The 13,663-nt window shown below is 61.2% G+C and carries 11 protein-coding genes; 5 read left to right on the top strand and 6 right to left on the bottom strand.

The genetic code is table 11. The features are described 5' to 3' along the window. Positions 1 to 7: 7 nt before the first annotated feature. From J2857_RS00725 to J2857_RS00710, 4 genes are all read right to left on the bottom strand, one after another. Complete coding sequence (locus tag J2857_RS00725; protein WP_210008091.1) at positions 8 to 1,216, bottom strand: amidohydrolase/deacetylase family metallohydrolase; 1,209 nt, start codon at positions 1,214 to 1,216, stop codon at positions 8 to 10. Continuing rightward, positions 1,217 to 2,089, bottom strand: coding sequence for an ABC transporter permease (locus tag J2857_RS00720; protein ID WP_037085749.1), 873 nt, complete (start codon positions 2,087 to 2,089; stop codon positions 1,217 to 1,219). Beyond that, positions 2,089 to 3,030 (bottom strand): ABC transporter permease, encoded by a 942-nt coding sequence (locus J2857_RS00715; RefSeq protein WP_046604245.1) that lies wholly within the window; start codon positions 3,028 to 3,030, stop codon positions 2,089 to 2,091. Before J2857_RS00715 ends, J2857_RS00720 begins: the two co-directional genes overlap by 1 nt. A gap of 89 nt (positions 3,031 to 3,119) precedes the next feature. Further along, a complete protein-coding gene (locus tag J2857_RS00710) occupies positions 3,120 to 4,646 on the bottom strand; it encodes an ABC transporter substrate-binding protein (protein WP_210008090.1) in 1,527 nt (508 codons plus the stop codon). Positions 4,647 to 5,013: 367 nt separating this feature from the next. Here J2857_RS00710 and J2857_RS00705 point away from each other — a divergent pair, with 367 nt between their 5' ends. From J2857_RS00705 to J2857_RS00695, 3 genes are all read left to right on the top strand, one after another. Beyond that, on the top strand, positions 5,014 to 6,171 hold the full coding sequence (locus J2857_RS00705) for a fumarylacetoacetate hydrolase family protein (RefSeq protein ID WP_210009967.1): 1,158 nt from the start codon (positions 5,014 to 5,016) through the stop codon (positions 6,169 to 6,171). Between the two features lie 73 nt (positions 6,172 to 6,244). After that, positions 6,245 to 6,490: a DUF982 domain-containing protein gene (locus tag J2857_RS00700; protein ID WP_210008089.1), complete on the top strand. Its 246-nt coding sequence runs from the start codon at positions 6,245 to 6,247 to the stop codon at positions 6,488 to 6,490. A 227-nt stretch (positions 6,491 to 6,717) separates the two neighbouring features. Next, positions 6,718 to 7,866 carry a MalY/PatB family protein gene (locus J2857_RS00695; protein ID WP_210008088.1) on the top strand — a complete coding sequence of 383 codons (1,149 nt, stop codon included), beginning with the start codon at positions 6,718 to 6,720 and terminating at the stop codon, positions 7,864 to 7,866. A gap of 77 nt (positions 7,867 to 7,943) precedes the next feature. Here J2857_RS00695 and rhaI read toward each other — a convergent pair whose 3' ends face one another. Together rhaI and J2857_RS00685 are read right to left on the bottom strand one after the other, a co-directional pair. Beyond that, on the bottom strand, positions 7,944 to 9,236 hold the full coding sequence (rhaI, locus tag J2857_RS00690; RefSeq protein ID WP_210008087.1) for an L-rhamnose catabolism isomerase: 1,293 nt from the start codon (positions 9,234 to 9,236) through the stop codon (positions 7,944 to 7,946). Between the two features lie 159 nt (positions 9,237 to 9,395). Then, positions 9,396 to 11,492, bottom strand: coding sequence for a bifunctional rhamnulose-1-phosphate aldolase/short-chain dehydrogenase (locus J2857_RS00685; RefSeq protein WP_210008086.1), 2,097 nt, complete (start codon positions 11,490 to 11,492; stop codon positions 9,396 to 9,398). Positions 11,493 to 11,693: 201 nt separating this feature from the next. Between J2857_RS00685 and J2857_RS00680 the strand changes: the two genes are divergently transcribed. Further along, positions 11,694 to 12,509, top strand: coding sequence for a DeoR/GlpR family DNA-binding transcription regulator (locus J2857_RS00680; protein WP_210008085.1), 816 nt, complete (start codon positions 11,694 to 11,696; stop codon positions 12,507 to 12,509). 49 nt (positions 12,510 to 12,558) lie between these two features. Beyond that, on the top strand, positions 12,559 to 13,554 hold the full coding sequence (gene rhaS / locus J2857_RS00675) for a rhamnose ABC transporter substrate-binding protein (protein ID WP_210008084.1): 996 nt from the start codon (positions 12,559 to 12,561) through the stop codon (positions 13,552 to 13,554). Positions 13,555 to 13,663 lie beyond the last annotated feature (109 nt).

The following is a 13,663-nucleotide window of genomic DNA, read 5'->3' as shown; positions in this document are numbered from 1 at the left end:
ATGCGCCTCAACGCCACGAGTAACCGTGGCTGTGGCGAACGAGCTTGCGGGCCCGCGGGATATAGCGGCTGGCGGTGATCGCTTCCGAACCGATGACGGCGTAACGCGGCTCGAACAGTTTCTGCAGACGCGAAACGTCACCGTTGGAATCGGTCGCCTCGAGATCTGCATCGATGAGATCGAAGATCGTGAAATCGGCCCGTACACCGACCGACAGCCGGTTTTCCATCGAGAGCTTGATGACCGAAGCCGGGTGATGGGTGACCGCTTCCACCACCTTGTCGAAAGGCATGCCGACCGACAGCAGCTTGGACATGGTGGTCGCCAGGTCCCAGACCGGGAAGTTCATCGAATGGCCGTGCAGGTCGGTCGAGATCGAATAGGGCAGCAGGCCGCGGGCGATCGCTGCTTCCGCCACCTTGAACGAGAAGGACGCGCCGCCATGGCCGATGTCGAGACGGATGCCCTCGCCGGCGCAGCGTTCGGCAAGATTGTAGAGATCCTCGTCTTCCATGATACTCGAACCAGCCTTGCCGTTGAAGCAATGGGTGACGACGTCGCCGGGGCCTAAGATTTCCAGCACCTCGTCATAAAGCGCCGGCGGTTCGCCGACATGCACCATCATCGGAACCTTGAGAATCTTGGCGATCTTCTTGCCGAGCTTCACCGGCGTAACGCCCCAGGAACCGGTGATGACGTGGCTCGCCCGCACCTTGATGCCGACGATATGCTCCTTGTTCTCCGCATAACATTCGAGGATGCGGTCGAGGTCGATATCGCGGATATCACGCAGTTCGGCGACGCGGTTGCAGGCGACGAGGCCGATCGAACCGAGGTTCAGGAACGCCTTGATGCGCTCCTTCGACGGCTCGATGATGTATTCGCGAAAACCGTGGAAATTGGCTTCGCCGGCAGATCCCGCATCGACCAGCGTCGTCACTCCACGCTCGGCGCCGCATTCGGACGGACGGATCGAGATATCTGTGCCGCCGTGCCAGATATGCACATGCAGGTCGATCCAGCCGGGCGAGATGAAGGCGCCCTTGCCATCGACGCGGATCGCATCCGCGGGGGCTGCAAGCGACGGGCCGATCGCGGAGATCTTTCCGTCGGCGCCGACCAGGATGTCGGTCGTGCCGGAGGCCGCATTGCCGCCGAAAGCCATCGGCTTCACATTGGTGAGGAGGAGCGGCTGGCCCGCTGTTTCACCGGTCATTTACAGGTCCTTTCGAAGTCTTGGATCGAGCATGTCCCGCAATCCGTCGCCGACCATCTGCAGCGACAGGACGGAAAGAATGATGGCAAAGCCCGGGAAATAGGTCATCCAGTCGGCCTGGCCGACATATTGGCGGCCGGCGGAGATCATCGTTCCCCAGGTCGGGATTTCCGGGCTGACGCCGAGGCCGAGGAACGAAAGTCCGGCTTCGGCGAGCATGGCGCTGGCAAACAGGAACGTGCCCTGCACCAGGATCGGCGATATCAGGTTACGCAGCACATGCCGCGTCATGATGTGGAAGGTCGAAATGCCCAACGCCTTCGCCGCCTCCACGTAAGGCAGTTCGCGGATCACCAGCGTCGAGGCCCGGACGATACGGGCAAGCCGCGGCGAATAGACGATCGACAGTGCGATGATCACCGTCACCAGCGACGGCCCGAGCGCTGCGACCAGTGCGATCGCGAGCAGGATATCCGGAAAGGCCATCATCGCATCGATCAGCCGGGCGATCGGCGTATCGAGCTTCTGGAAGAAGCCGGCCAGCAGTCCGAGCGTCACGCCAATGACGGCCGAAAGAGTGACGACCGCCGCCCCGACGAGCAGCGACAGCCGCCCCGCATAGATCGTGCGCGAGAAGATATCGCGGCCGAACTCGTCGGTGCCGAACCAGTAGATCTCGCTCGGCGGCTTCAGCCGGTTGACGATCGACAGCTTCGACGGCGAATAGGGCGCGATCCACGGCGCGAAAACCGCGAGCAGAACGAAGATCACGATGACGACCAGTCCGAGCGCGACCGTCTTGCGTTTCAGGAAACGGCGGAAGAACTTGGCGCCCTCGCTCGAGGCCGGCTTGGTGGTGACAATTTCCGCCATCAGTAGCGCACCCTTGGATCGACCAGCAGATAGAGCATGTCGATTGCGAAATTGATCAGGACGTAGAGGGCGGCGATGACGAGCAGCGCACCCTGGATGACGGGATAGTCACGCCGCAGCACCGCCGAAACGACCAGATTGCCGACGCCCGGCAGGCCGAACACGGTTTCGGTGACGACGGCGCCGGAAATCAGCACCGCAGCAGTCAAGCCCAGAACGGTGAGGATGGGGATCAGCGCGTTCTTCAGCGCGTGTTTCAGCACGACCCGCCGCTCGATCAGCCCCTTCGCGCGGGCGGTGCGGATGTAATCGTCGCCGAGCACGTCCAGCATCGAGGCCCGGGTAAACCGCAGGATCAGCGCGGAGGAAACGAGGCCGAGCGCGAAGGCCGGTAGCGTCAGGTGGTACATCCGTTCGGCAAAGCTGGCGCCCGGCCCGCCATAGCCGGAAACCGGGAAGAAATTCATCCGCACGGCAAAGAACTGCATCAGGATGAGGCCGAGCCAGAAGCTCGGAATGCTGGCAGCCAGCATCGCGACCGTCGTCGCGGCCTGGTCCACGAAGGACCCGCGCCGGTAAGCCGCATAGATGCCGATCGGCAGTGCGATGACGCTGGCAATCGCCAACGAGAAGATCGTCAGGAAAAATGTTGGTTCGGCGCGGTCGAGAAGCGCTGACGTCACCGGCATGTTGAGAAATATCGACTGGCCGAGGTCGCCCCTCAGAAGCTGGCCGATATAGAAGACATATTGAACTGCGATGGACTGATCGAGGCCGAGGCGCGTGCGCAGTTCGGCGACGTCCTGGGCCGTGGCATCCGGACCTAGCATGACCGCGGCCGGATCGCCGGGCGTCACGCGAACGATCACGAAGACGATCGTCACGACGAGAAACATCACCACGATCATGCCGGCAAGGCGTTGAAGGATATAGCGTATCATACGAAGGTTTTCCTGTGTCCGGCATTGCGGACATCATCGAAGACAGATGCCGGTCCGTAAACCGGCATCCGCGTCCCTTGGGAGGACTATTACTTCTTGATCGATGCGTTCCAGAAATAGGGCCACGGAGCCGGATCGACGCCCTGAAGTTTGGTGGAGATGGCGGAGACCGCGTTGAAATCGCCGATCTTCATGAAAGGCGCCTCGTCATACATGGCCTTCTGGACAGTGGCCCAGAGCTCGACGCGCTTCTTCGGATCCGACTCGGCCGAGAAAGCATCCACGGCCGCCTTTCTGGCGGGCGTATCCCACCAGCCCGGCGAGGTCGGCGCCAGCGAACCGATCAGTGCCGGCTCCGGCAGGAACGGGCTGTGGGTGATGTAGATGTCCCAGAGCGCCTTGTCGGTGCGGCGCTGGGTGAGCGTCGCCCAGTCGACCACCTGCATGTCGACAGCAAAGCCGGCAAGTTTCAGATACTCGGCTGCGACCTGCGCCATCTTGTAGTGGAACTCGTATTGGCGGCTGGTCAGGATGCGGATCGGCTTGCCGTCATAACCGGCGGCCTTGGCTGCCTTGGCAGCACCTTCCGGATCGGCGACGTTGTAATTGCCCTTCACGCCAGCATCCGTGCTCCAGGTGAAGGAGGCCGGGTAGATATTGCCATCGAGCGCGTAGAAGTCCTTGCTGCCGAAGGCGGCGGCAAGCATGTCTTCCATGCTGAGCGCCTGACGGATCGCCTTTCGGACGTCAAGGCTCTTGGCAGCCCCTTCTGCGGTATTGAAGACAAAGACCGGATAGCCGAACGGCTTCAGGAGCAGCGGCTGGGTGGCCTTCGAGGCCTTCACCTTGTCGAAGGATTCGACCGGCAGCGAGTCGATGTAGTCGTACTGGCCGGAAACGGCGGCTTCGACGCGGGTGTTCGGGTCCGGAACCGGCACGAAACGGATCTCGTCGAGATACTGGTGGCGGGCGCCGCCATAACCGTCGCTCTCGCCCGAACGCGGCTTGTAGTCCTTGAAGCGGGTAAGCTGGATATACTGGTCCGCCTTGCGCTCCTTCAGCATATAGGGTCCAGTACCGACAAAGTCGGTCATCGTGTCGGCCTGCTTCTCGGCCGGGATGATGATTGCGGCAGAGTTGTTGAAGGCGAGCAGCGAGACGAGCGGCGCATAGGGCTGCTTCAGCTTGATCGTCACGGTCGCCGGATCGGCGGCGGAGACGGATTCGATGAAGCCTGCGGCCTGCTTGCCGCGCGAGGCGAGCTTGGTCCAGCGGGTGAGCGAGGCGACCACGTCTTCCGAGGTCATGTCGCTGCCGTCATGGAACTTGATGCCGCTACGCAGCTTGATCGTATAGGTCTTGCCGTCGGCACTCACCTCCGGCAGGCTTTCCGCCAGAAGCGGCGTGACATCCCACTTCTTGTTGAATGTGTAGAGCGTCTCGAAAATGTGCTGGGTGACGATACCTACGAGATCGGCTGTCGATGTCATCGGATCGAGCGTCGGCGGCTCGCCGATGGTTGCGACGTTGATGACGCCGCCTTTTTCCTGCGCCATCAGAAATGACGGCATGGCGACGAGCGCCGTTGCAACGAGGAATGCAAGTTTCAATTTCATGGTAGTCTCCCGTTTTATGTTCCACAATTATGTTATATAGACTTTTATAACAGAATATAGGACGCAGCCGCCCTGTCAATGGGGAGGCAGAGACGCGCAGCGGTGGCCGCTGAGAATGAGATTAGCGACTCCTGACACGAGAGGTTTTCAGCCGAGAGCGCTGAACCTCTTGATCGGCAGCGCGACGCCGACGGCATCCCCACAAATCTCGATCTAATTTGTCATCTGGGGCTGGACGAATACGTCTTCGACAGCGAAAACACACAGCCTTGGCTGCGAGCTGAAAACCGCTGCGCGCCGAGCGGAAGAACAAGAGAAGATAGGGTGGCTCATTCGGCCACATCTAACGGGAGGCAGATTGACCAACATGACCGACAATCTCATCGATACGTTTGCCAACGGCCTTTTTGTCGGCCGCGTCTGGAATCCTGCTGTTTCAGGCCCGAGCGTCGTCACGCTGCGGGACGGTGGTCTGGTCGATATCACCAGCCGGGACGCGCCGACCCTCAGCGCGCTTCTGGAGCGCGTCGATGTTGCGGACTTTGTCCGAAATGCCGCAGGCCCGGTCATCGGGACGTTGGAAGATCTTGCCAGGAACAGCACGGGCAGGCCCGATCCGTCGCGTCCCCACCTGCTGGCTCCCGCCGATCTCCAGGCGATCAAGGCCTGCGGCGTGACGTTCGCGCAATCGATGATCGAGCGGGTCATCGAGGAGAAGGCGGCCGGCAATCCGGATAGAGCCGCGGCCATCCGCCAGACGGTCAGCACGATCATCGGCGGCAGCCTCAAGGACCTGAAGGCCGGTTCGCCGCAATCCGCCAGCGTCAAGGAAGCGCTGATCAAGGAAGGCATGTGGTCGCAATATCTCGAAGTCGGGATCGGCCCGGATGCGGAAGTCTTCACCAAGGCCCCGGTGCTCGCCTCCGTCGGCTGGGGCGCGGATGTCGGCCTCCATCCTGTCTCGACCTGGAACAACCCGGAGCCGGAAATCGTGCTCGCGGTCAACAGCCGGGGCGAGATCAAGGGAGCGACGCTCGGCAACGACGTCAACCTGCGCGACGTCGAGGGGCGGTCGGCGCTTCTGCTCGGCAAGGCGAAGGACAACAATGCCTCCTGCTCGATCGGGCCTTTCATCCGCCTCTTCGATGAAGATTACGGATTGGACGATGTCCGCAATGCCGAACTCGACCTGCGCGTCACCGGGCCGGAGGGATATGTCCTCAACGGCAAGAGCTCAATGTCGCAGATCAGCCGCGACCCGCTCGATCTGGTCAAGCATACATGCGGCGAGCATCATCAATATCCCGACGGCTTCATGTTGTTTCTCGGCACGCTGTTTGCGCCGACGGAGGATCGCGACGTGCCGAACCAGGGGTTTACCCACAAGATCGGCGACATCGTCGAGATCTCTTCTCCGGACCTCGGCACTCTGCGCAACACGGTACGCCTCTCGACCGAATGCCCCCCCTGGAACTTCGGCATCTCGGCGCTGATGAAGAACCTCGCTGCACGAGGCTTGCTCTAGCGAGAGCGACCCTCGCCACGGCCGTCAAATCGGTCTATGAGACCGGCATGGACGAGACGGGACGCTGAACAGAATGAATACGCCCTGGAACAAGCCGGTCGTCATATCGATCGGCGAGCCGCCGGCCGAAACCGTGATCGAAACGACGCAGGCCGCTGCCTGGGCGATGATCGAAGACTGGCCGGCGGAGGATGGCACGGCCCTCGACCGGGCGCTTGACATCTTCGCCGCGGTGGATGCCGGAAAACGCAAGCCGGAAGAAGCCAGAAAGGCCTTCGTCGAGGCGGCTATGGAAGCGCACATCCTGATCCGCGCCTGAACTTTCCTCCAGATTGATCCGCGTCATCCCAATACCGAACCAGGCTGCTCGCAAGACAAGCGCGGGACGCTGCGCTCACCGGTTATGCAAAGAAAGGCGTTGACAGGCGCGCGGCCGGTTAGGGACAACGGGGCGGATTTTACGCTTTGCCCGGTTCGCGGCAGGCGTCGAAAATGAGGATGGCCGGCCAATTTGAACGGCAGAATGATAACAGGGGATTTGAGAGCATGACCGATTTCGATGCGGTGCACGAACGCCGGGGCACCGGCAGCTCGAAGTGGAGCAAGTATCCGGACGACGTGCTGCCCATGTGGGTCGCCGACATGGACTTCCCCGCGGCGCCGGAGATCGTCGATGCCATCCGCAACCGGCTCGAACATCCGGTGCTCGGCTACGGCGTCGCCCGTGAAGAACTGCGAGCGCAGATTATCGCCGACATGCAGGAAAAATACGGCTGGACCGTTTCGCCAGACGAGATCGTCTTCCTTCCAGGCGTCGTTCCCGGCTTCAACATGGCGCTGCACGCGATGCTCAAGCCTGGCGACGGCGTGCTGGTCCAGACACCGGTCTATCGTCCCATCCTCGAAGCTCCGGCGACCTGGAACCTTGTTCGCCGCGAGGCGCCGCTTGTGCCGACCGCCGATGGCTATGTGATGGATACGGAGGTTCTGGCGGCGCAACTGGCGAAGTCGAAGGCGCTGCTGTTCTGCAACCCGCACAACCCCACAGGCAAAGTATTCACGGCGGAAGAACTGAAGACGATCGCCGACCTCTGCCATCAGAACGATACGCTGATCATCTCCGACGAAATCCATTGCGACCTTCTGTTCGACGGCCGCCGCCACGTACCGATCGCCACGCTTTCGCAAGACGCTGCGAACCGCACGATCACGCTGATGGCAGCCAGCAAGACCTACAATATCGCCGGCCTCAAGACCGCCTTCGCGATTATCGGCAACAAGGCGATCCGCGAGAAATTCAACCAGGCGCGGCTCGGAATGGTCGACAATGCCAATATCATCGGGCTCGAGGCGACGCTTGCGGCCTTCTCGAAGGCTGGCGACTGGAAGACGCGGATGCTCGCCTATATAGAGGCCAACCGCGACTACCTGTCGGCCGAAATCGCGCGCCGGTTTCCCAAGATCAAGCTCATAAAGTCGGAAGGCACGTTCCTTGCCTGGCTCGACTGCACCGAACTCGGCCTGAAGCCGGATGCCCAGAGTCATTTCCTCGAGCACGGCAAGGTTGGCTTCAACGCCGGATCGGAATTCGGGGAGGCCTACGGCAACTTCGTCCGCGTCAATTTCGGATGCCCGCGTGCCCTGCTTGAGGAGGGCCTCAGCCGCATGGAACGCGCAATCGGCCGGAACACCTGATCGCGGTCACTCGGTCGCACGATAGGAAATGGCCGCCGGCGGAACTTATCCGCCGGCATCCTGACAGGTCAGAGGGATCAGACGATCCCGCCACCGCCGCTGGCAGAGGCTGGACGTTCGAGCGCGACCTTTTTCCGGTAACCGCTGGCCCGATACGTAGCGACCGGATCGATCGCTCCGCCAGCACGGCGTCGGGCCTCGGCCAAAATCGGCTCTACGTCGGTGCGATAGGCGCGTTTCAACGTCTCGGAGGCCATCAGTGCATCGTTGTCCTGCTGGAAGCCGTCGAGCGCGCGCCGATCGACCAGCAATGCCTGGGCATAGGCGCGGCGGATCTCGTTGGCGCTGGAAATCAGGCTTTCGATCGGATCGGTGACGTTGTGCGACTGGTCGATCATATGCGCCGGGCGGAAGTCTTTGATCCCGCGATGCTCGGCATCCACCAGTTCATTGAAGACCAGGAAAAGGCGGTAGGGCTCGATCGCACCGGCATCGAGGTCGTCATCGCCATATTTGGAATCGTTGAAGTGAAAACCGCCAAGCTTTCCGAACTGGATGAGGCGAGCCACGATCATCTCGATATTGGTGTTCGGCGCGTGATGCCCGAGATCGACGAGGCAGAAGGCCTTTGGTCCCAGCGTATTGGCGATCAGATAGTTGGTGCCCCAGTCCTGCACGACCGTGGAATAGAAGGCCGGCTCGTACATCTTGTGTTCGGAAAACAGCCGCCAATCGTCCGGCAACGCCTTGTAGATCTCCACCATCGACGCAAGGTAGCGCTCGAACGCCCGCGTGAAATGGCTCTGGCCCGGAAAGTTCGAACCGTCGCCGATCCACACCGTCAGAGCCTTGGAGCCGATCGCCTTGCCGATCTCGATACATTCGAGATTGTGCTCGATCGCCTGGGCGCGCGTCGCGGAGTCCGTGTGGCTGAGCGAACCGTATTTATAGGAATGCGCCTGCCCCGGCGCATCGGAAAACGTGTTTGAGTTCATCGCGTCGAACCCGAGACCCAGCACGTCGCCCTTGGCGCGCAATTCCTTCGCATCTGCCTTGTCCCAGGGGATATGCAGCGAAACGGTCGGCGTCGCCGTTGTGAGCTGATTGATCACCGAGCAATCGTCGAGCTTGTCGAAAATGCCGCGCGGCTCGCCTTGGCCCGGAAAACGGGCGAAACGCGTGCCGCCGGTGCCGACGCCCCAAGACGGTACCGCGACGAAGAATTCTTCGACCTCTCCGGTGATCGTTTCGATATCGAGACCACGCCGCGACAGGTTTTCGCCGAGCGCCTCGTAATCGGATTTGAGCGCGCTCAAGCGCTTGTCATTTTCGACAGCGACGATGTCCGCGGAGATATTCAATTCAGGCATGTGTTCCTCCCCAACCTGCATGGCGGCTCTGGACGCCCGCTTCAAGTTCCCTCATTCCTTTGCTTGTCACAGGAATGAGGGTGAAGAATGCCGTTCCCGTTCCCGCATCATTCCTTTCAGCCAACGTCTGACAACTCAGTCCAAGCGACGGCAACCAGGTTACCGTGTAAAACTCTGCGCGTTGCCGGCATCCACGTTGATGATGTTGCCGGTCGATTTCGCCGAGGCATCCGACGCCAGGAAGTAGATCGCCTCGGCAATATCTTCAGGGAATACATTCAGCTTCAGCAGTGACCGCTTGCGGTAATGCTCCTCCAGATCGCTCACTTCGATCTTCGAGGAAGCGGCACGCTGTTCGCGCCATTCGCCGTTCCAGATCTTCGAGCCACGCAGCACCGCATCCGGATTGACCGTATTGACACGGATACCAGCATCGGCGCCTTCCAGGGCCAGGCAGCGAGCCAGATGGATTTCGGCTGCCTTCGCGGTGCAATAGGCCGATGCGTTCGGCGACGAGGCAAGTCCGTTCTTGGAAGCGACGAACACCACGTTGCCACCGAGCTTCTGGCGTCGGAACAGCCGGAACGCCTCCCGCGAGACAAGGAAATAGCCGGTCGCCAGGATGTCGATATTCTTGCTCCACATCGCGAGCGTCGTTTCCTCGACCGGTGCGGAGGACGCAATCCCGGCATTTGAGACGAGGATATCGACGCCGCCGAATTCGACGCAGGCCTCGGCAAACGCCGTGATCACCGCGTCTTCGGTCGTCACGTCGAGCAGAACCCCGCGCACCGCATCCTTGCCGAAGGATTTTTCGAAATCGGCTTTGGTCGTCTCGAGCGCGCCGCCGTCGATATCGGCAAGCACCACGCAGGCGCCCTCGCCCATCAACCGGGCTGCGGTCGCCCGCCCGATGCCGCCGGCGCCGCCGGTGACGAACGCCACCTGCCCGGCAAGGCTTTTCGGCTTCGGCATGCGCTGCAGCTTGGCCTCTTCGAGCAGCCAGTATTCGATGTCGAACGCCTCCTGCTCCGGTAGGCCCTGATATTCGGAAACGGTGGACGCGCCGCGCATCACGTTGATGGCGTTGACGTAGAACTCGCCGGCAATGCGGGCGGTCGCCTTGTCCCGCGCAAACGACAGAAGGCCGACACCGGGGATCAGGAAGATGACGGGGTTGGGATCGCGGATCTTCGGCGAATTATCGTGCCTGCAGGCTTCATAATAGCGCGTATAGTCGGCGCGGTAGTCTTCGAGCGCCTTATCGAGACCGGCGAGAACCGCATTGACATCCGGCTTCGCGGGATCGAAATCAAGGATCAGCGGGCGGATTTTTGTACGCAGGAAATGGTCTGGGCAAGAGGTGCCGAGCGCTCCGAGCGGCTTCAGATCCCTGGAATTGACGAATTCCAGCACCGCGTCCTGATCGTCGAAATGGCCGAGCTTGCGCTCCGCCTTGCCGATCCGGCTGCGGATTTCCGGCATCAGCTTTGCAACGATCGCCCGGCGCTCGGCCGCGGGCAGGCTCTGTGCCACTGCACCACCGAAGATCGTCTTGCCTTCAGTTTCCTTGGCGAACCATTCGATCGCCTTATTGATGATGTCGAGCGTCAGTTCGTAGCAGACCTTGGCGTCATCCGCCCAGGTGAACAGGCCGTGGCTTTCCAGCACGACGCCCTTGGCCGTCGGGTTAGCCTTGACGAACGCTTCGAGATCGAGCCCGAGCTGGAAACCCGGCCGCCGCCACGGCAGCCAGCCGATCTCGTTGCCAAAGATCTGCTGCGTCAGCTCCCGAGAATTCTTCGAAGCCGCAATCGCAATGATCGCATCCGGGTGCATGTGGTCGACATGCGTGAACGGCACGAAACCGTGCAGCGGCGTGTCGATCGAGGCGGCGCGCGGATTGAGGTTGAAGGTGCAGTGCGGCAGGAAGCCGACCATGCGGTCCTCGTCCTCGACGCCCTTGTAGAGCCCCTTCAGTGCTTCCAGCTTATCCATGTAGAGGGTGGCGAAACCGTCAAGCTTGATCGTGCCGACATCGCCGCCCGAGCCCTTTACCCACATGACCTTCACCTTTTCGCCAGTCAGCGGGTCGGTTTCCATCACCTTGGCCGAGGTATTGCCGCCGCCGTAATTGGTGATGCGCTTGTCGGCACCGAGAAGATTGGAGCGATAGAGCAGCTTGCCGGGCTCATCGAGCTTGGTGGCCTGAACATCATCCCAACGGTTTTCGAGAAGGCGGGTTTGGCCCGACATCGCTTGTCCTCCCAACGTGTTTCGGCTCACGGCGACGAGGCGGTCGCCATCTCCCTGTTGTGGGTATCGCGCATTGCCGCAGCACCTGTCAATCAGAAACGATCATAAACTTTCATTGTGCAACGCAATAAAAGCGAATTTGATCGTTTCTGATTGACATCATAAATTTTCCAGCAATAGTTGTCGGCGAGGAGGAGCCCCATGCACGAACGTGAACGCCATCGCATCATCTTGAGCGCCGTCCAGGAAAAGCCCGTCGTCACGGTGCAGGATATCGCCGAATTGACCGAGGCCTCGGAAGCGACGATCCGGCGCGACATCGCCTCGCTGCACGTTCAGGGCAAGCTGCGGCGTGTCCGCGGCGGCGCGGAGGCGGTTCATCCGCCGCAGATCGGCCAGCTCGCCGCCCGGTCGTTCCGAGTTTCGGAATCGGTCAATATCGACAAGAAGCGCGCCATCGCCCGCCGTGCGGTCGAACTCTGCAACGAAGGCGACAGCGTCATCATCAACGGCGGGACCACGACGTTCCAGATGGTACATTTCATGTCGGCACGGCGCCTGCAGGTGATGACCAATTCGTTTGCGATCGCCGAACATCTGGTCAAGCATTCGAAGAACACGGTGACCATACCGGGTGGCGCGATCTATCGCGAGCAGAGCCTGATCCTGTCGCCTTTCGACAATGACGCAATCCGCAATTTTTATGCGCGGCGCATGTTCATCGGGGCGCAGGGGGTCGGCCCGCTCGGCGTGATGGAAGCAGACGCGCTGGTGATCCAGAGCGAACAGAAGCTGATGCATCAGGCCGAGGAACTGATCGTGATGGTGGATTCATCGAAGTTTTCGCGCCGATCGAGCCTCATTCTCTGCCCGCTGGAACGGGTGACGACGGTCATCACCGATGACGGCGTGACCGACGACGCGGTACGGATGATCGAGGATGCGGGCGTCAAGCTGATTATCGCCGGTGCCGTTTCGGCGGACGTGGCCAAGCAGGATTCCTCGTCGGCCGCATGAGGAGCGACCGGCGGGAGGAAGATCGAACTATCAACTGGGAGGACCAACCATGAAACTTGCAAAGAAACTCGCTCTCGGCGTGGCACTTGCCTTCGCCGCAATGACGACGGCGGCAAATGCCGCCGACATGAAGATCGCGCTTGTCGTCAAATCGCTCGGCAACGGCTTCTTCGAGGCCGCCAACAAGGGTGCCCAGGAAGCGGCCAAGGAACTCGGCGGGGTCCAGGTCATCTATACAGGCCCGACCTCCACGACGGCCGAAGGCCAGATCGAAGTGATCAATTCGCTGATCGCTCAAGGGGTGGACGCGATCGCCATCTCCGCCAACGATCCGGATGCCGTCATCCCGGCGCTGAAGAAGGCCGCACAGCGCGGCATCAAGGTGATCTCCTGGGATTCTGCGGTGGCCAAGGAAGGCCGCATCATGCACCTAAACCCGTCTTCCAACGAGCTGATCGGCAAGATGTGCCTGACGCTCGCCAAGGATCATCTCGACGGCGGCAAGGGCGATTTCGCCATCCTCTCGGCCACCACCACCTCGACGAACCAGAACACCTGGATTGCCGAGATGAAGAAGCAGCTCAAGGATTTCCCCGGCCTGAACCTCGCAACCACGGTCTATGGTGACGACCTGGCCGACAAGTCCTACCGCGAAGCGCAGGGCCTCCTGAAATCGCAGCCGAACGTCAAGGTCATCGTCGCCCCGACTACGGTCGGCGTGCTGGCCGCCTCGCAGGCCGTCAAGGATGCCGGCATGATCGGCAAGGTCTACGTGACCGGCCTCGGCCTGCCGTCCGAAATGGCCGGCGCCATCAAGTCGGGCGCGACCAAGGAATTCGCCATCTGGAACCCGATCGACCTCGGTTATTCGGCCACCCAGATCGCCTATCATCTCGTCAAGGGCGATACAGACGCCAAGCCCGGCTCGGCCATCAAGGCCGGCCGCATGGGCTCGATCAAGGTGGGCGACAATGGCGAGGCCGCCATGGCCGACCCGTTCGTCTATAATGCCAAGAACATCGACGAGTTCTCCAAGATCTTCTGATCCGGAGAACTCCCTTGCCGGCAGGTGCGAGCCCCCTCATCCGCCTGCCGGCACTTTCTCCCCGTCGGGGAGAAGAAATATGTCGCGCCTTCGCTATTCCCTCCTCTCC

This window comes from Neorhizobium galegae (assembly GCF_017877055.1).
Classification (GTDB): Bacteria; Pseudomonadota; Alphaproteobacteria; order Rhizobiales; family Rhizobiaceae; genus Neorhizobium; species Neorhizobium galegae_D.
This window is presented reverse-complemented; position numbering and strand designations above follow the sequence as displayed.